Raw genomic sequence first — 17,971 nt, forward strand, 5'->3', positions numbered from 1 at the left:
ACCGGAATGAAAGGGAGCGCTCTGCCTGTCTCCCACCAACATCATTGCGGGCACGCACTTCGTAGACGTATCGGCGGAAGCCCTACCAGTCTTCCTCAATCATGCGTGCGACGGATGGGGCGGTGATCGGAAAGCTCCGTCAGTGCCGCATCAGCACCATGTCGTCAACGTGGACCGCGGGGCGGCCTGCGCCAGCTACGCCGGCGGAGGCACGGAGCCTTTCAGAATCCCAGCCAGCTAGTCCTCGGGCAACGAGGTTGCCGTCGGGTCCGATGATGTCGATGGGATCACCCGGATCGAAGGTTCCGACAACGTCGGTGACACCGACGGCGAGAAGCGAGTTGCCACCGGATTCCAGGGCAGCAACCGCACCAGCATCAAGCCGAAGCTGACCGGATGACTGTGCCGCATGGGCGATCCACAACGCTCGAGCGTTCGACTTGGTGCCGGTGGCAGCGAACCAGGTGCCGACTGGCTCTCCTGCGAGGGCCCTACCAAGATTGTCGGCCGAGGTGACGATGGTGGGGATACCGAAGGCGGTCGCCATGCGAGCGGCGGTAACCTTGGTTGCCATGCCACCGGTACCGAAGGAGCTACCCCTGCCGGTGATCGAATAGTTCTGAAGCTCGGACATGTCACCCACGAAGGGGATCCGGCGCGAGCCGGGTTCCTTGGGCGGGCCAGAGTAAAGAGCATCCACATCCGTGAGCAAGAGCAGGAAGTCAGCATCAATGAGGTGGGCGATGAGAGCTGCGAGACGGTCGTTGTCTCCCAGCCTGAGTTCCGAGGTGGCCACCGCATCGTTCTCGTTGACGATGGGAACGATCCCCATAGTCAGTAGCCGGTCGAGAGCCAGGCGAGCGTTGCGGTAGTGGTTGCGGCGAATTACATCGTCGGCGGTGAGCAGGACTTGGCCGATGCTGATGTTGTGGGCGTTGAAGCGCTCGCTGTATTCGGCCATGAGCTTTGTTTGACCGACCATGGAGGCGGCCTGAAGCCCCGCCATGTCCGTCGGCCGCGACGTCATGCCGAGACTGCCGACGCCCGCGGCGACGGCGCCGGAGGAGACGAGCGCGAAGCGCTGGTCCCTGCTGTAGGCCTCTGCGAGAGTGTCGGAGAGGATATTGAGCTGTTCGTGGTTCAGTGTGCCGTCAGGCAACGTTAGGGAGGAGGATCCGACCTTGACAACGAACTTGGGGGCGCTGGGGACGAGCGACCTGTTGGCCAGTCCCCACTTTATTGATCCGCTGGTCACTGCTCCTCCGGATCGGTCCAGACTCCGGACTCGCGCTCCGTCCACAGTTCTTGGCGAGCAGCTTCTTGAGCGTCCATCTTCTCGTAGAAGGCATCCCGCTTTTCCTGACGGGTGGGGCGAGAGGACTCTTCGAAGCGAAGATCCGTACCGCGTGGGCCAAGGAGCTCTGCACCGGTTGCCATGGTGGGCTCCCAGTCAAACACCACTCCCCCGTCGACATCGCCGATCACGACGGTGTCGCCAGCAAGAGCGCCTGCCTTAACGAGTTCATCCTCAACCCCGAGCTTCGCGAGTCGGTCGGCCAGGTAGCCGACGGCCTCGTCGTTGTCGAAGTTGGTTTGGCGGACCCAGCGTTCGGGCTTATCACCAAGGACCTGGTAGAAGGTGCCGGAGCTACCGCCAAGGCGGTTGATGTGGAACTCGTTGCGGGCGCCACGCGGCTCGGGCCGCAGAACGATCGGTGCGGGCTCTTCCTCGGGCTGGTTCTCGCGTACCTCGGTAACGAGAGCCGCAAGAGCGAAGGAGAGTTCACGCAGTCCCTCGCGGGACACTGCGGAGACAATGTGGACCGGGTACTTCTTGCGCAGGTCCTCGGCAACAAACGCTGCCAGTTCCTTGGCTTCGGGCACGTCGGCCTTGTTGAGAACAATGAGGCGAGGGCGTTCCATGAGCGGCAGGTGGCCATGGGTGGGCGGGATCTGCTGGGAGTAGATCTCAATCTCCCGCTCCAGTGTCATGAGATCAGACTCGGGATCGCGTCCCGGCTCCAGGGTGGCGCAGTCAAGCACGTGAACAATAACTGCACAGCGTTCAATGTGGCGTAGGAACTCGAGACCGAGTCCCTTCCCTTCCGAGGCCCCGGGAATAAGGCCGGGAACATCGGCAATCGTGTACCGAACGTCCCCAGCATCAACCACACCGAGGTTCGGAACCAAGGTGGTGAACGGGTAGTCGGCAATCTTGGGCCGTGCGGCGGACATGGAGGCGATGAGGGATGACTTGCCGGCCGAGGGGAAGCCCACGAGAGCAACGTCGGCGACGGACTTGAGCTCAAGAACAACGTCGATCTGTTCACCCGTGTCACCGAGCAGGGCAAAGCCGGGGGCCTTGCGCTTCGGGGATGCGAGGGCTGCGTTACCGAGACCGCCCTGGCCGCCCTTGGCAAGCATGTACTGCGCGCCGGGGCCCACGAGGTCAGCAAGGATATCGCCATTCATGGACTTGACCACGGTTCCGCTGGGTACACCGAGGATCAGGTCCTCACCGGACTTGCCAATCCTGAGGTCGCCTTCGCCCGGCTTGCCGGAGGTGGCTGCCTGGTGTGGGGAACGGTGATAGCTAAGTAGCGTGGTTACCTGCGGATCAACCTCAAGGATAATGTCGCCACCGTTGCCGCCGTTGGCCCCGTCGGGGCCTCCGAGGGGCTTGAACTTTTCCCGGCGCACGGACACGCAGCCGTTACCGCCGTTGCCCGCCTTAGCGTGCAAAACGACCCTGTCAACGAAACTAGCCACCGTTACCTCCAAAGAATGGCAGAAGGGGTGGACGGCACTGCCGTCCACCCCTCACTGTTTAAAATTTTGTTCAGGCGGAAACCGGAACGATGTCGACGATCTTGCGATCGCGACGGACACCGAATTCGACGGTGCCGGTTGCAAGGGCGAACAGCGTGTCGTCCTTGCCGCGCCCGACGTTGTTGCCGGGGTGGAACTTGGTGCCGCGCTGGCGAACGAGGATCTCGCCCGCGTTCACGAGCTGACCGCCGAAACGCTTAACGCCGAGGCGCTGTGCGTTCGAATCGCGACCGTTGCGCGTTGAGGATGCACCCTTCTTGGTTGCCATAGTTCAGGTCCTTCCTTACTCAGGCGATCGAGGTGATCTTGACGCGGGTCAGCTGCTGGCGGTGCCCCTGACGCTTGCGGTACCCCGTCTTGTTCTTGTACTTGATGATGTCGATCTTCGGGCCCTTTTCGGCCCGGACGATTTCTCCGGTCACCGTTGCGGAAATCCCGTCCGCAGACGTGGTGACCTTATCGCCATCGACAAGCAGGATCGGCTCGAGCTCGACCTTGTCACCGGCCTCGCCCTCGATCTTATTCATGACGACAATGGAGCCGACGGACACCTTCTCCTGGCGGCCGCCAGCCTTGACAATCGCGTAAGCCACGTTGTTTGCTCATCTCTGGTTGACGTATGCGGACATTAAAGTCTTGTGCCCCGGTTGGGCACCGACGTCCCATACTACTTGAAACAGTTTCTGTCAGCCAAGCCCTGAACCGCGATAAACGGCGGATTCGGCTGTGTTTTTCAGCACTACTTGGTCGGGAAGGTCATGATCCCCGGTGCGGAGCTGGACTTCGGGATGATCGTGCCCGACGAAGCGGAGCGCCGCGACTTACGGTTCTCATCCTCGACCTTCTCCTCCACCGGCTTCCCAGCAGGCTTCGGTGCAGGCTTCTTAGGAGCAGTCTTAGCAGCCGTTCCCTTCGGCTTCTCAGCCACGATAATCGCCCCGCCAGTGGTCACGATCGTTCCCGACGAGGCAACCCGGCGAGCCTTACGCTCAGCGGGAGGCGTAGCAGCAGCAGGCTCGGAGTAGGCCGTCCTGGACTGAGCTGACCTTGAAGCAGTCTTCTCTGCAGAGTCAGCCGAACCGGCAGAATGGCCGGAGGAATCCGTGCCCGAGCCGCCCGGCTGGACCTTACCGGAGACGCCGACCTTGCCGGAGACACGGCCGCGCGAACCTGACCTGTCGTCACGTCCAGCGGACTTGTCAGAGTCAGCGGTGCCCTGAGAATCCGCCCCCTTCGAGCTGGCGTTCCTCGAATCCGCGTTCTTCGAACCTACGTTCTGTGAATCTGCGTTCTGTGAATCGGAGCCCTTGGAACCGTCGTTCTTGGAGCTTGCGCCTTCTGCGAGCTTCGAAAGGTCCTCGGTGAGGTCCGGGATAGAAGAAGAGCTGGCGGAATCGGTTCCGTTGGTGGAGGCGTTCCGGGCGGATTCGGAGCGGCGTGCGGACGAGCGCCTGCCGCGGGGCTTGGCGTCTTCCTTCTTATCCTCGTCCTCTTGGTGGATCTGCGCAGCTGCTGCTGCGATAGAAGCAAGGGCGGACTTGACCTCTTCGCGCTTGGCGGTCTCTTCCTTATCGACCACCGGCGGGGTCGGTGCGGGCTTCGACTGCTGCTGCTTTTGCGGTGCGGGGGCCTGCTTGGGCTGGTCGCCCTTTTCCACCGGCTGGGTATGGATGTGGTATCCGCGTCCCTCGCAGTGCTCACAGGTCGTGGAGAAGGCCTCAACGAGTCCCTGTCCGACGCGTTTGCGCGTCATCTGGACCAGGCCAAGGGAGGTTACTTCGGCTACCTGGTGGCGGGTACGGTCCCTGCCCAGGCATTCGATGAGACGGCGGAGCACGAGATCCCGGTTGGATTCGAGAACCATGTCGATGAAGTCGATGACGATGATGCCGCCGATGTCGCGCAGGCGGAGCTGGCGAACAATTTCTTCGGCCGCTTCCAGGTTGTTCTTCGTGACGGTCTCTTCGAGTGTTCCACCGGAACCGGTGAACCGACCCGTGTTGACGTCAACAACGGTCATAGCTTCCGTACGGTCAATGACGAGCGAGCCACCGGAGGGCAGGTAGACCTTGCGGTCCATTGCCTTGGCCAGCTGCTCATCGACCCGAGCGTCCGTGAAGACGTCCTTGTTGGCGACCCACTTGTGGACCCGCTCGTCGAGTTCCGGGGACAGCTCGTGTACGTACTCCTTAATGGTGGAGTACGTGTTGTTGCCCTGCACGTGGAGGGACTCGAAGTCTTCGTTGAAGACGTCGCGGACAACGCGAACAGCGAGCTCCGGCTCTCCCTTGAGGAGCACGGGTGCCGACTTGGCGGACTTCGACTTCTGCTGGATATCGGCCCACTTCTGGGTAAGGCGCTCGACGTCCTTGCGGAGCTGATCTTCCGAGGCTCCTTCGGCCGCCGTACGGACTATCACTCCGTGCTCGGCGGGAACGATTTCCTTCAGGAGCTTCTTGAGCCTCTGACGTTCCCGCTCGGGGAGCTTGCGGGAAATCCCCGTCATGGCTCCGGAGGGAACGAGAACAAGATGGCGACCAGCGAGAGTGATCTGGGCCGTGAGGCGCGCACCCTTGTGTCCGATCGGATCCTTAGTCACCTGAACAAGAACGGTCTCGCCTGAGGAGAGGGCGGACTCGATGCGCCTTGGCTTACCTTCGAGGCCTGCGGCCTCCCAGTTGACCTCGCCGGCGTAAAGAACGGCGTTGCGGCCCTTGCCGATGTCGACGAACGCGGCCTCCATCGAGGGCAGCACGTTCTGCACCCGGCCAAGGTAGACGTTGCCGACCATGGATACCTGGGTGTGGCGAGCCACGTAGTGCTCGACAAGAATGTCGTCCTCGAGGACAGCGATCTGATTGAGGCCATCCTGCTCGCGTACGAGCATCTTGCGGCTAACCGATTCGCGGCGTGCCAGGAACTCGGACTCGGTGATCGAGTGCCTGCGGCGGCCAGCCTCGCGGCCGTCCCTGCGGCGCTGCCTCTTGGCTTCGAGGCGCGTGGAGCCCTTGAGTGCCGTCACCTCATCGGATGAGGTGGACCGGCGGCGCCTGCGGCGCCGGGTCGTCCCGACCGTGTCATCGGAATCCTGCGAGTCGTTTCCAGAGTCGTTGGAATCGTCCGAGTCATCGGAGTCGCTATCCTGGTCCCTGCTCCTGCGCTGAGACCTGCTGCGGGTGCGGGTACGAGTCTTGGGCTCGTCGTCCTTCTCATTAGAGTCAGAATCGGAGCTAGCGGTAGACGAGTCGTCGGACTGATCAGAGTCGGACTGGTCATCCTTGTTGTCGTTGTCCCGGCGGTTGCGCTGATTCTTCCGATCCCGGTCGCCGTCCTGGTCCTTGTGACCTTTGTTGCCCTTGCCGCCTTTGTTGTTGTCTCGGCTGTCCTGCTGATCCTGCTCTGATGAGTCGGTGGAGCGGCCGCGACCGCGGGAACCGCGCCTGCGGGGCTTGCGCTCCTCATCGTCATCGTCACCTGTTTGCGGCTCGGGTGCCGGGCGACGGATTACTGTTGTCGGGTCGGGCTCCTGGAAGAGGAGGTAGGTTGCCGGCAGTGCCGGCTTCGAAGCGTTCGAGCTATTATCGGCCTGTTCTTCGGCCATGAGGACTCCTGTCCGGAAAGCCGGCACGGACAGCTTCCCATGTGAATCGCCGGTGTCGGCGGAAGTCTCTTCAAACATCGTGTCCAGGCAGCACACCGGGAGGCGGCGCTCATATCCACAATGTCGGCTCCGCGGTCCGTGCCCGCTGAGCCCTGTGCAATTCTCTCATACTTTCCGGTATTCACTCCCTGGGGGTCCAGAAAGAATGGTCAAACTCAACACGCCGTGAGCAAAAGATGATCCTTGTCATCGGCGTGGTGCGGAATTTCTCCAAACATACGCGGCGTGGGACCGAGCAAACCAAGTAACTAGCCAATTTGGTATAAATCACTACTTTTCCGGCATTAAAGGTTTTATGACAGAGTGTCTAGAAACGGGACCTTTGTCCCAGGCTCATGTTAGCCGACGGCATAAATTTGGACCATATATCTCTATACCAGGAAGGGGATGTGGTGGAAGCGCTTGACCTCGCACGGTGGCAGTTCGGCATCACTACCGTTTACCACTTTATCCTTGTCCCACTGACCATTGGCCTCGCTCCCCTTGTCGCGATCATGCAGACAAAATGGTTGCGTTCAGGCGAAGAAAAGTGGATGAAGTTAGCCGAGTTCTTCGGCAAGATCCTTATTATTAACTTTGCTCTTGGCGTTGCTACCGGCATTGTCCAGGAGTTCCAGTTCGGCATGAACTGGTCCGAGTACTCCCGTTTCGTGGGTGACATCTTCGGAGCACCGCTCGCATTTGAGGCCCTCATGGCCTTCTTCTTGGAATCAACCTTCCTGGGACTGTGGGTGTTTGGTAAGGGCCGCATGAGTGCGAAGCTCAACACCCTGTGCATCTGGATGGTCGCCATTGGCGTGAACATCTCGGCCTACTTCATTCTCTGCGCCAACTCCTTCATGCAGCACCCCGTCGGTGCTGTCTACAACGAGGAGACCGGTCGTGCAGAGCTCGATGGTGTGGGCGGCTTCCTTGAAGTACTGACCAATAACACGGCCATTGCCGCTACCTCGCACACGATCACCGCTGCCTTCCTGGTTGCCGGCACTCTCGTTGCCGGCATCGGCACCTGGTGGATGGTGCGTTCGACGAAGAAGAACATCGCGGGTCAGCCCGAGATGTGGCGCTCCGCCGCTCGCTTCGGTTTCGTCACGATCCTGATCTCGGCCGCGGGCGTTGGCCTGACCGGTCACTTCCAGGGCCAGCTCATGTACGAGCAGCAGCCGATGAAAATGGCATCCGCCGAGGCGCAGTGCCACAACGAGGAGGGCGCGCCCCTGTCGATCCTCGCGATCGGTGACCTCACGAACGACTGTGAGAACGTCACCCGCATCATCGACGTGCCGTGGGTGACCTCGTTCATGGCAACCAACCACCTCACGGGTCCCGAGTCCGAGGTTGCCGGCGTTGAGGACGTTCAGTCCTTCTACCAGGAGAAGTACGCCGACCAGTTCGGTGAGGACTACGACTACCGTCCGAACCTGGTTGTCACCTACTACTCGTTCCGCGCCATGATCGGCCCGATCATCTTCCCTGTCATCCTGGCCCTTGCCGGGCTCTGGTTCACGCGTAAGGAAAAGATCTGGGACTCGAGCGGTTGGGCCAAGTACGCGCTCTTCGCCATCCCCATGCCGTTCATCGCATCCTCCTTCGGTTGGATCTTCACGGAGATGGGACGCCAGCCCTGGGTTGTTGCCCCGAACCCAACCGGCGTGGAAGATGTCCTACTCCTCACTGACTATGGTGTCTCGCAAACAACGAGCCCAGCCATGGTCCTCACCACCCTCATTGGTTTCACGGTGCTGTACGCCATCCTCGGCGTGGTCTGGTTCCTGCTGGTACGGCGATACACGCTGGAGGGCATCGACCTGACAACGGAGAAGGCTCCTGCACCGGACGACGAAAACCAGCCCCTGAGCTTCGTTTACTAGGGAGAGATAGAACAATGGATTTCCTGCCCTACCTGTGGTTCATCGTCATCGCCGTTCTCTGGATCGGTTACCTCACGCTCGAGGGCTTCGACTTCGGTGTCGGCATGCTCTACACAACCGTGTCGAAGAACCCGAAGGAACGCCGGGTTGCTCTCAACACGATCGGCCCCCACTGGGACGGTAACGAGGTGTGGCTGCTCACCGCCGGTGGCGCCACCTTCGCGGCCTTCCCCGAGTGGTACGCCACCATGTTCTCCGGCATGTACCTCGCGCTGTTCCTCATCCTCGTCCTCCTCATCGTTCGCATCTGCGCGATTGAGTGGCGGGGCAAAATCAACGACATCAACTGGCGCAAACGCTGGGACCTCGCCCACACCGTCTGTGCCTGGCTCGTATCGTTCCTGTGGGGCGTCGCGTTTGCCAACCTGGTCCAGGGCATGAAGATCGAGGTTCTCGAGATCACCAATCCCGCGACCCAGACCTACGAGGTTGTCTCCCCCGAAGCGTTCGAGGCGGCCACCAACACGGCGGCCTACACGCACCACCTGACCGGCGGCTTCTTCTCCCTGCTCACGCCGTTCACGCTGCTTGGCGGCCTTGTCACCCTGTGCCTGTTCCTCACCCACGGCGCGGTGTTCATGGCGCTCAAAACCGCGGGTGACTTCCAAGTCCGGGTCGAGAAGCTCGCGGCACGCCTCTCCATCGAGTCGCTCCTCCCCACGGCCATCTGGGCCATCTGGGCGCAGCTCGCCTACGCGAGCAGTTTCTGGTCCTGGATCCCGCTGGCAATCGCAGCCGTCTGCCTGGTCCTCACGGCCCTGTGGGCACAGAAGGGCGATGAGCTCAAGGCATTTATCGCAAACTTCATCGCGATTGCCGCCGCCGTTGCGTTTATCTTCACCGCGATGTTCCCAAACGTCATGAAGTCGTCGATCGACCCGGCATACTCGCTCACAATCGAGCAGGCCTCGGCCACCGGCCCGACGCAGATCATCATGTCGGTTGCTTCCCTCATCCTTGTTCCGATCATCATTGGTTACTCCATCTGGTCGTACAAGGTGTTCTCCAAGCGGATTCACGTCGACAACATCCCGGACGATCCGTCCGGCCTGTCCCCGAGGTACGAAGAAACCGCTCGCTAACGAAGTCTCCGTTCAGTGAACGGAGAACGTAGACCCAATGGTGGGCGCGGCCTAGGTCGCGCCCACCATTCTTATCGCCGGACATAACCCCGCACCCGCTCTCTGTCACCGCGGCCAATGGGGTCGCCCCCAGCTTTTATTACTAAGGTTGATTACGTGAAGCCACTGGATCCGAAACTCCTCAAGCATGCTCAGCCGGCCCGGCACTACGTCCTTCTCGTGACGGTAACGGGCTTCCTCTCTGCAGCATTCATCATCGCCCAGTGCTTCCTCATCTCCTACGCCATCTCCCCCGTCATAGACGGCACCGCGGGGCTCAGCGACGCTATTCCATTCGTTGGTGCCCTCGCCCTCGTTGTCCTCGGCCGCCTGGTTGTTACCTGGCTTCAGGAGTCTTTCGGTCACCGCGCGGCGCTCGCCACAATCTCGACCCTGCGGAAGAAGGTTCTCGACCGTGCGGGCGACCTCGGTCCCCGGTGGCTGGCCTCTCGCACGTCCTCGATCGTCACGTTCACGACCCGGGGCCTGGAGGACCTCGAGCCCTACTTCGTGAAGTACCTGCCCCAGCTACTGCTGTCGGCAACCGTCACCCCCGCCTCCCTCATCGTTGTCCTTGCCCTGGACTGGCCCTCTGCTTTCCTCGTTGTCTTCTGCATCCCAATCATCCCGATCTTCATGATCCTTATTGGGAAAATGACGGAGTCGACGTCAAAGAAGAAGGTCGCCGCCATGGAGTCCCTGGGCGACCAGGTTCTCGACCTCATTGCGGGCCTTCCCACCCTCAAGGCCCTCGGCCGCGAGCAGGGTCCCACCAAGCGGGTCGACACCCTCGGGAAGAGCTACACGAAGACCACGATGGAGGCGCTAAGGATTGCGTTCCTGTCGGGCTCCGTTCTCGAGTTCCTTGCCACCCTCTCGACCGCACTCGTTGCCGTCGAGGTGGGCTTCCGCATGGTTTACGGCTACCTTGACCTCACCACCGGGCTGATCATCATCATGCTGACCCCCGAGATTTTCAAGCCCCTGCGGGAAGTCGGCACCCAGTTCCATGCCTCGACCGATGGCCTCGCCGCATCCGAAGAGGCCATCGCCATCATCGAGACCCCGGCGCCCAAGCCGGGCACCGAGCCCGCACCGGACCTCACCACCACCTCGATCTTGTTTGAGGACCTATCGGTTGAGGCAGAGGGCCGCGGCATTATCGCCCCCGCCCACCTCACCGCCGAAGTAAAGCCCGGGCTGATTACAGCTATTGCCGGCCCCTCAGGTGCCGGCAAGTCCACGGCGGTCTCCGTGCTCCTTGGCATGCACACGCCCACGAAGGGTGCCGTCACCGCGGCCGGTGTGCCGGTGACGAATATGGATCCCGATACCTGGTGGTCCCAGATCTCCTGGGTTCCCCAGCGCCCCGTCATTGTTCCCGGCACGGTCGCCGAGAACGTCGGAGTGAAAGACGATGAGGCGGCTCGTCTTACCGGTCTGGATGAGATCCTCGAAGAACTTCCCGAGGGCTGGGATACCCGCATCGGCCAGGGCGGTATCGGCCTGTCGCTCGGCCAACGCCAGCGCCTTGCGCTGACTCGTGCCCTCGCCGAGAGAAGGCCACTGCTGATTCTTGATGAGCCGACGGCTCACCTGGATGCTGCGTCCGAGAGGCAGATTATCGACGCCGTGACGGCGGCCAAGGCCCACGGACAAACCGTCCTTGTCATTGCCCACCGACAGACCCTGCTCGACATAGCTGACGAGACAATACAGGTGGTTGCCATGGGGGGAGTGAAATGATCCTCGGACTAAAAGAGCGCAGTGCTCTGAAGCGTTGCCTGGCGATGCTCGAGATCGACCGCGGCAAGTTCCTTCTCTCGGTTCTCTTTGGCTCCATGGGCCTCGGTAGCGCCATCGCCCTGTCGGCAGTATCCGCCTGGCTCATTGCTCGAGCGTCTCAGATGCCACCGGTGTTGGACCTGTCCGTTGCCGCTACCTCCGTTCGCATGTTCGGCATCGGCAAGGCCCTGTTCCGCTATCTCGAACGGCTGGCCTCCCACCGGGTGGCCCTGGCGGGAATGGGAAACCTGCGAACCAATATCTACAAGAGCCTTGCCGGCTCTTCGAGTTCCCGAGTTGCCACTATCCGCCGCGGCGACCTCCTTGCTCGCACGGGTGCGGATGTCGACACGATAGGCGACACTGTTGTCAAGGCCATCCTCCCCGCCTGCATCGCACTCCTCACGTCCTTCGTTTCCGTTGGCATCGTCTGGTGGCTCTCCCCTCCGATCGCGATCGCGCTCATTATTTGCCTTCTCCTGTCCGGCGTTGTCGGCCCTACGGTTGCTGCGCTCGGTGCCCGCCGTGCCGAAGCGGACCGCGTCAACGACGAAGCCGAGCTATCTTCCCTGTCCCTCGCCGTCCTCGAAGGCTCCGCCGAACTGCGTGTCTCGGGCCGGCTTAAAGCCATGGAGAACGCTCTCGAGGAAACCGAAGCCCGGATAAGGTCCCACCGCGACCGGTCGGCGAAGCCGTTGGCATGGGCGGCGGTTATCGACACTCTCGCCCTTGGTCTCTCCGTCCTGGCCGCGATCGTCATTGGCGTGGGTCAGATGGAGGCGGGAATTATTAACGGCATCGAGCTTGCCGTGTGCGTGCTCGTTCCGCTGGCGGCCTTCGAGGGAACGGCGGCCCTGGGCCCTGCCGCACTCGAGCTTGTGCAGTCCGGTCAGGCCGCCATGCGGATCAGCGATCTGCTCGGTGAAGAAGAGGCAGATCCGAAGCGGTCGGACAAGGCTCTCTCCCCCGTTATTGAAGCCAAGGACCTCGTTGTCGGTTGGCCGGGCGGTCCCGATGTGGCAGGTCCGCTGAACCTGCGGATTGAGAAGGGCTCAAAGATTGCCGTTGTCGGTCCCTCCGGCATCGGCAAGTCCACACTGCTCTCCACGCTTGCCGGGCTGATCCCACCCCATGCTGGTTCTGCCACGGTCGGTGGAACGGAAGCAGCAACGCTGGATCGGGAATCGGTTTCCGAGGTCATGATTCTGATCGCCGAGGACGCTCATATCTTCCACACGACCGTGCTGGAGAACCTCCGGGTCGTCCGCAGGGATCTGACCGAGGATGACGCTCGTACTGCCCTCCATAGGGCCGGTCTTGGCGACTGGCTGGAACGGCTGCCCGATGGGCTCAACACTCTTCTGGGCGGCAATGCCACCACCGTGTCGGGTGGCGAGAGGCGTAGGCTTCTCATTGCTCGCGCCCACGCCTCGCATGCTCCGATCATTGCTCTCGATGAGCCGGGTGAACACCTGGAGCCGGAGACCGCCGACCGGCTCCTGGGTGACCTGTTCCAGTCGGACTTGGGCATCGTTGTTGTTACTCACCGGCTTACGGGGCTGGAAAATGTCGATACCATTGTTTATTTAGGAGACAATGGCGTAGAGATCGGCACCTACGGCGATCTCATGGAGCACAGCCCCAAGTTCCGCTGGGCGGTACAGGAGACTCAATGACAGACCCCATCGGTTACCCGATCATCGAGCAGACCGGACAAACCGGCGGGCTTTTTGACTCCGCACTCGCCTTAACCTCACGACTCGACATCACCTCGGCTTTGCAAGAGTTTGTGGAGGCGGCACGCCGCCTCACGGGAGCCAAATACGCTGCTCTCGGCATTCTCGGTAGCCGGGGTGAAACCGTAGCCTTTCACTATTCGGGTATGAGTGTGCCGGACGCTGAGAAGCTCCCCCACCCACCCCATGGTGACGGTGTGTTCGCGCAGATCCCGGTGGATGCTCCCCTCATCATTAACGACATTGCCTCCCACCCAGCATTCGAAGGGTGGCCGAGCTACCACCCGAAGATGCAGAACTTTCTTGGTGTCCCCGTACGCATCCAAGAGCAGGTCTTCGGCAGGCTCTACCTTTCGGATAAGCAGGACGGCTTTAACGAGGCAGATGCATCAAACATGAGCATGCTGGCCTCCGCAGCAGCCATTGCCGTCCAGAACGCCCGGCTTTACTCCGAGTCCGAGGACCGGGCTAATTGGATCAGTGTCTCCCAGTCCATTACGACTGCCTTGCTTGAGGGAACCGATGAGGAGGAGGCTCTCAAGCTCATCGCCAGGAAAATGAGAACGGTCTCCAGGTCCTCCACCGCCCTCATTGTCCTGCCCTCGATCGGTGACGCATGGGTGTGCGAGATTGCCGATGGTGAAGACGCCGAGAACATGATTGGTCTCGAGTTCCCACCCGATGGCAGAGCCCAGACAGTGATCCGCGAGGGCTCCGGCGTTGTCGTTGACTCCATGACCCGCACCCGCACCATGCGTATCCCAGAACTTCGGGGATACGGTCCCGCTCTTTACGCACCGATGATCGTTGGCGGCCAGGGCGCCGGTGTCATCATCCTGCTGCGCTCCCGCACCCAGCAAGAGTTCGATCTTGCCGATTTGGCCATGGCCGAATCGGTATCCAAGCAGGCCGCTCTCGCCCTAGAACTTGCTTCAGCTCGCCACGCACAGGACGTTGCCGCACAGATCGACGAGAGGGCCGCAATCGGTCGCGATCTCCACGACCTGGCCATTCAGCAGCTCTTCGCCACCGGCATGCAGATCACGGCAATCCGTGAAGATCTCGAATCGAAGGAAGCCAGCCCGGACATTGTCGATCTCCTGAACCAGGCCATCTCTTCCGTCGATGAGTCGGTCAAGGAAATCCGCCACATTGTGCACCGGCTCCGCGAGCCCGACGCGAACGTTGTCGTTGTCGAACGCCTCCGCCGCGAAGCATCACTGGCCCGTACCTCGCTCGGCTTTGCCCCATCCTTTGTTATCAGCCTCAACGGGGAAACCCTGCCCCAGGATGTTGATGCTGAGACGGTAGCTCTGATCGATAACATGATTGGTGCGGACATTGCTGACGATGTCGTTGCTGTCACCCGCGAGGGCCTCTCCAATGCTGCCAGGCACGCCAAAGCCTCATCCGTGTCCGTGACTGTCTCCATCGACCCTAGCGAAGTCAGAATCGTAGTTTCCGATGATGGTGCGGGCCTGTCCCCTACCCAATCCCGCAGGTCCGGCCTCGCCAACCTGGCAGCCCGAGCCCGCCGCCACGGCGGATCCTTCGACCTATCAAGGGGCGAAGACCGCGGTGCAGTCATGACCTGGTACGCACCACTCGACTAGGAGCTCCAACAGGGCCGATCGCAAAATTGTGACCAACAGTTCCTGCGGTCCTCAATGAACACACACAGTCGGCGCAAGCAGGCGCATTCGGCGCTGCAAAATCTGCTAAAGAACAATTCCATTTTTCCCTTCAATAAAATCCCCCCATGGAATGATGGTGATTAAAGAACAAGAACTTTCCGTGTCTGTATCAATCGCACCCTTGCGGGAAACAATCACACGAAAAGTTGGAAGGAGGCCCTCATGTGGTTCCCTATCATTGCTATGTCCATACTCCAGATCCTGGCCGTTATCGGGCTTGTTGGCGTCATCGCTTTCTTGCTCTTCAGGGTCTACAAGAATAGCAAGGGCAACAATCACGTCGTATCCCCTGCGACACCTGAGTCGCCACAGACAACGTATTGATCAGTTACCTCATCGAGGGGTAGCGCAACCTAACGCTCACGGGGCGTGGGAAGATGGCGCCCGAACAGATTGACGGGGTCGGGCTTGGAGTCCGACCCCTTCTACTTTCTTGTACTGGCACCCCACGACAATCAACGAGCCAGCCGCGCGCTCTTTCGCACGATCATCTCATTGCTAATTATCCGCCGGAGAACAAAACCCGTCCTCACGTCTCGTCCGCAACAATCTCAGCTTTGAAGCCCGCAGTGTTCTCGAGCCAGCCGGCGTAATAGTCCGGTCCTCCAGCGTGCGGGTAACGCTCCTGGTATAGGGGCTTCCATCCGTGTTCCTGAGCTTTCGCCATGATGGTATCCACCCTTTCAGGTGTGCCGCCCTTGAAGGCAAGGTGGTTAACGCCCGGTGCTCTCCGATCGTGTACCTGCCCGGAGAGGTTCGGCGAGGTTGTTAGCGTCAGATAGGCACCGCCAGCTTCCCAGGACTCCCCCTCCGACCATTCACTTGCTCGTTCGAAGCCCAGCTCCTGGAGTAGCCATCCCCATACGGCCCGTGCCTGTACGAGATCTGCGACCCATACTTCAACATGATGAAACCCTGCCATGTTCCAGAGTTTCCCATCCCGACCGAACCTGACTCAGATGACACGCTATGGCGGCGATTTTTGGTTGTAGGCAAGATGGCACTCCAGCACTGAGCCGGGAAGCCTATCAGCCGTTAATTAAAGTATTTGGGGTGAGCCAGTGGCCCACCCCAAATGAAGTTATTGTTACGGTCGCAGAATTAGTTTTGTGCCCGCCATCCAGCAGCACGCTGACCGGCTACCCATGCGGCAACCTGGGTGCGGCGCTGGAGGCCCATCTTTGACAGGAGCGAGGTGATGTGGTTCTTGACGGTCTTCTCAGCAACACCGAGGCGGTCGCCGATCTCGCGGTTGGAGAGACCATCACCGATGAGGTCGAGCACCTTGCGCTCGGAAGGCGTGAGGTCGGCTGTCGGGTCGTCATGGTCGGCACGGCGCCTTGTAATGGTGCGCTCGTCAAGGAGAACGCGGCCCGCTGCCACTGCCTTGATGACCTCGGTAATCTCAGCACCGCGGACAGACTTGAGCAGGTAGGCCTTCGCACCAGCATCCAGGGCCTCTGCAAGAGCATCGTCATCGTCAAAGGACGTGAGGACGATGGGGCGCACGGAGGGAGTCTCCACTGCCATCCTCGTGATGATGTCAATGCCGGTGCCGTCGGGAAGACGCAGGTCGACGAGTGCCACATCGGGCCGAACAATCTTTGCGCGGTTCAGTGCTTCTTCAACGGAGCCCGCTTCAGCAACGACGGACAGGCCGTCGGCGCGCTCGACCACTTCAGAAATACCTCGACGTACCACTTCGTGGTCGTCGATGATCATGACGTGGATATCTTCCTTGACTTCGCTCATGTGGCTAATCTTATCCCAGCACGCTCAAAGGTGCGCCATTCTCTCCCGTCCGATTTCTCCCGTTGAGACTTCGTCCAGAGATACTGCCAACTAACAGCGGTATGCGTCACCGATCCATGGGTGCACATTACGAAGTACCCAAAGAGTAGCTGGACGCACCTCAATTCGGTCGATCACACACAACCCAGCTCGGACTTAACCTCGTCCCAGCGAGCGTTCTCGCCCTCTTCGGAAAGGGCTTCATCAAAGGCCAATATGTCATCGAGTTCTTCGGTTGTCTCAATAAACCGATCAAACGATTCAGAAGAGACAAGCACGGCCTCACGTCGCCCGTGCTTCTCAATGACTACAGGAGCGGATTGAGCCTGCTGCACGACCTCAGCATAGTTATTTGGCACGTCAGATAAATCGAAAGCAAACATATTCAGATTGTGCATTGACTACCAACAAATGTACATAACACGCATGAGCAACGTAGGCGCTGACAGGACCGACGCCAATACGAAGACGGGCTTGCTGGAGCCTTGAGCCTAGTCAAACACCTGCACCACGTACACTAATCCTCGCGGCTGTGAGCATTCAAAGGGCAGGAAAACTACCCTGACTGCCGCAGTATCTAGCGTTCCTTTCGACCGTCATCGACGACATTAATTTTCGCTTACTATGCGACCTTCATGCGATCGTCACCGCTGATGAACTCAACGGTAAGTTCACCGCCAACGGCTTCTACGTAACGACGAATCGTGCCGATTCTGGCAGTTTCCAGATCGCCGTGTTCGATCTTCGAGACCTGCCGTTGCCCAACACCGATGCGATCCGCGACCTCGGCTTGCGTTAGTCCCGCTTTCTCACGAAGCTCACGGAGTCGAAAAGCACGAACCTCTGCAAGCATGCGTGCCTTTTCTTTTTCAACGGCTTCACGATCAACCGGATTCTCCGCGAGAAAATCTTCAAGACTTACAGACATGTCACTCACTTACCTTTCTGCTTTCGTAGGTGTTCGTCAAAGAGATCGTCAGCCAGCGGAATATTCTTCCGATACCAACTCTTCCAGTTTCCAGATTTGTCACCTGCAACCAGGAAGATCACTCGCCTTGCCGGATCGAATGCGAATAAGATCCGGAGCTCTGATCGACCGGATGAGCCGGGACGCAACTCTTTCATATTCTTGTGCCGCGACCCCGTTACCGTGTCGACAATTGGGCGGCCGAGCTGTGGACCAACATCTTGGAGCAACTCAATCGCAGCAACGACCTGAACCTGTGAGCGCTGATCTAGACCAGTCAGCCAATCGGAGACGAGTTTGAGATCGACGCTCCACATGAGACCATTGTAGAACACGCAGGGTCTAAAGGCGAGAGGTTATTTAGCAAGAAGTTTCGCACCTGGCACGGCCGCTGGCAGTACCGACACCGATGCATAGGTTAACTTGCTAGAGTCCCAAGCATGATCCAACTCCTGC

General features: G+C 60.2%; 16 protein-coding genes. 5 read left to right on the forward strand and 11 right to left on the reverse strand.

Annotation, left to right across the window (positions count from 1 at the left end; translation table 11 throughout):
• Positions 1-139: 139 nt before the first annotated feature.
• The 5 genes from proB to ACTHUY_RS06295 all read right to left on the reverse strand — a co-directional run bounded on the left by proB (position 140) and on the right by ACTHUY_RS06295 (position 6,430).
• Positions 140-1,255 carry a glutamate 5-kinase gene (proB, locus tag ACTHUY_RS06275; protein WP_228201587.1) on the reverse strand — a complete coding sequence of 372 codons (1,116 nt, stop codon included), beginning with the start codon at positions 1,253-1,255 and terminating at the stop codon, positions 140-142.
• Positions 1,252-2,769, reverse strand: coding sequence for a GTPase ObgE (gene obgE, locus ACTHUY_RS06280; protein WP_441655732.1), 1,518 nt, complete (start codon positions 2,767-2,769; stop codon positions 1,252-1,254). The genes proB and obgE overlap by 4 nt, the downstream gene beginning before the upstream one ends.
• Positions 2,770-2,839: 70 nt before the next feature.
• Positions 2,840-3,097, reverse strand: a complete 258-nt coding sequence (rpmA, locus tag ACTHUY_RS06285; RefSeq protein ID WP_126703603.1) for a 50S ribosomal protein L27 — start codon at positions 3,095-3,097, stop codon at positions 2,840-2,842.
• 19 nt (positions 3,098-3,116) lie between these two features.
• The gene (rplU, locus tag ACTHUY_RS06290; RefSeq protein ID WP_126703604.1) at positions 3,117-3,422 is read right to left on the reverse strand and encodes a 50S ribosomal protein L21; all 306 of its coding nucleotides are present in this window, start codon (positions 3,420-3,422) and stop codon (positions 3,117-3,119) included.
• Between the two features lie 146 nt (positions 3,423-3,568).
• Positions 3,569-6,430 (reverse strand): Rne/Rng family ribonuclease, encoded by a 2,862-nt coding sequence (locus ACTHUY_RS06295; RefSeq protein ID WP_441678174.1) that lies wholly within the window; start codon positions 6,428-6,430, stop codon positions 3,569-3,571.
• 449 nt (positions 6,431-6,879) lie between these two features.
• Between ACTHUY_RS06295 and ACTHUY_RS06300 the strand changes: the two genes are divergently transcribed.
• From ACTHUY_RS06300 to ACTHUY_RS06320, 5 genes are all read left to right on the forward strand, one after another.
• Entirely contained in the window at positions 6,880-8,361 is a 1,482-nt protein-coding gene (locus ACTHUY_RS06300; protein WP_441678176.1) for a cytochrome ubiquinol oxidase subunit I, read from the forward strand.
• Positions 8,362-8,375: 14 nt separating this feature from the next.
• Complete coding sequence (cydB, locus tag ACTHUY_RS06305; protein ID WP_441678178.1) at positions 8,376-9,503, forward strand: cytochrome d ubiquinol oxidase subunit II; 1,128 nt, start codon at positions 8,376-8,378, stop codon at positions 9,501-9,503.
• Between the two features lie 156 nt (positions 9,504-9,659).
• A complete protein-coding gene (cydD, locus tag ACTHUY_RS06310) occupies positions 9,660-11,288 on the forward strand; it encodes a thiol reductant ABC exporter subunit CydD (protein ID WP_441675662.1) in 1,629 nt (542 codons plus the stop codon).
• Positions 11,285-13,003, forward strand: a complete 1,719-nt coding sequence (gene cydC / locus ACTHUY_RS06315) for a thiol reductant ABC exporter subunit CydC (protein WP_441655727.1) — start codon at positions 11,285-11,287, stop codon at positions 13,001-13,003. The genes cydD and cydC overlap by 4 nt, the downstream gene beginning before the upstream one ends.
• Positions 13,000-14,676 (forward strand): sensor histidine kinase, encoded by a 1,677-nt coding sequence (locus ACTHUY_RS06320; protein ID WP_441675661.1) that lies wholly within the window; start codon positions 13,000-13,002, stop codon positions 14,674-14,676. Before cydC ends, ACTHUY_RS06320 begins: the two co-directional genes overlap by 4 nt.
• A gap of 105 nt (positions 14,677-14,781) precedes the next feature.
• On the opposite strand, the gene ACTHUY_RS06325 is transcribed toward ACTHUY_RS06320, so the two are convergent.
• The 6 genes from ACTHUY_RS06325 to ACTHUY_RS06350 all read right to left on the reverse strand — a co-directional run bounded on the left by ACTHUY_RS06325 (position 14,782) and on the right by ACTHUY_RS06350 (position 17,832).
• Positions 14,782-15,036, reverse strand: a complete 255-nt coding sequence (locus ACTHUY_RS06325) for a hypothetical protein (RefSeq protein ID WP_441655725.1) — start codon at positions 15,034-15,036, stop codon at positions 14,782-14,784.
• Positions 15,037-15,286: 250 nt separating this feature from the next.
• Positions 15,287-15,679, reverse strand: coding sequence for a VOC family protein (locus tag ACTHUY_RS06330; RefSeq protein WP_441655724.1), 393 nt, complete (start codon positions 15,677-15,679; stop codon positions 15,287-15,289).
• 179 nt (positions 15,680-15,858) lie between these two features.
• Positions 15,859-16,509: a response regulator gene (locus ACTHUY_RS06335; protein WP_126703611.1), complete on the reverse strand. Its 651-nt coding sequence runs from the start codon at positions 16,507-16,509 to the stop codon at positions 15,859-15,861.
• A 173-nt stretch (positions 16,510-16,682) separates the two neighbouring features.
• Positions 16,683-16,931, reverse strand: coding sequence for a type II toxin-antitoxin system Phd/YefM family antitoxin (locus ACTHUY_RS06340; RefSeq protein ID WP_441654609.1), 249 nt, complete (start codon positions 16,929-16,931; stop codon positions 16,683-16,685).
• Positions 16,932-17,170: 239 nt separating this feature from the next.
• Positions 17,171-17,476: a helix-turn-helix domain-containing protein gene (locus ACTHUY_RS06345; RefSeq protein ID WP_126703613.1), complete on the reverse strand. Its 306-nt coding sequence runs from the start codon at positions 17,474-17,476 to the stop codon at positions 17,171-17,173.
• A gap of 5 nt (positions 17,477-17,481) precedes the next feature.
• Entirely contained in the window at positions 17,482-17,832 is a 351-nt protein-coding gene (locus ACTHUY_RS06350; RefSeq protein ID WP_441654610.1) for a type II toxin-antitoxin system RelE/ParE family toxin, read from the reverse strand.
• Positions 17,833-17,971 lie beyond the last annotated feature (139 nt).

This window comes from Flaviflexus sp. (assembly GCF_052087705.1).
In the GTDB taxonomy this organism is placed as follows: domain Bacteria; phylum Actinomycetota; class Actinomycetes; order Actinomycetales; family Actinomycetaceae; genus Flaviflexus; species Flaviflexus ciconiae.

Excerpts from the sequence above, each read along its gene's own strand:
- cydC (WP_441655727.1), top strand. The coding sequence starts at position 11,285 with ATGATCCTCGGACTAAAAGAGCGCAGTGCTCTGAAGCGTTGCCTGGCG.
- ACTHUY_RS06345 (WP_126703613.1), bottom strand. The coding sequence starts at position 17,476 with ATGTCTGTAAGTCTTGAAGATTTTCTCGCGGAGAATCCGGTTGATCGT.
- cydB (WP_441678178.1), top strand. The coding sequence starts at position 8,376 with ATGGATTTCCTGCCCTACCTGTGGTTCATCGTCATCGCCGTTCTCTGG.
- ACTHUY_RS06320 (WP_441675661.1), top strand. The coding sequence starts at position 13,000 with ATGACAGACCCCATCGGTTACCCGATCATCGAGCAGACCGGACAAACC.
- ACTHUY_RS06335 (WP_126703611.1), bottom strand. The coding sequence starts at position 16,509 with ATGAGCGAAGTCAAGGAAGATATCCACGTCATGATCATCGACGACCAC.
- ACTHUY_RS06330 (WP_441655724.1), bottom strand. The coding sequence starts at position 15,679 with ATGGCAGGGTTTCATCATGTTGAAGTATGGGTCGCAGATCTCGTACAG.
- ACTHUY_RS06340 (WP_441654609.1), bottom strand. The coding sequence starts at position 16,931 with ATGTTTGCTTTCGATTTATCTGACGTGCCAAATAACTATGCTGAGGTC.
- ACTHUY_RS06295 (WP_441678174.1), bottom strand. The coding sequence starts at position 6,430 with ATGGCCGAAGAACAGGCCGATAATAGCTCGAACGCTTCGAAGCCGGCA.
- rpmA (WP_126703603.1), bottom strand. The coding sequence starts at position 3,097 with ATGGCAACCAAGAAGGGTGCATCCTCAACGCGCAACGGTCGCGATTCG.
- ACTHUY_RS06350 (WP_441654610.1), bottom strand. The coding sequence starts at position 17,832 with ATGTGGAGCGTCGATCTCAAACTCGTCTCCGATTGGCTGACTGGTCTA.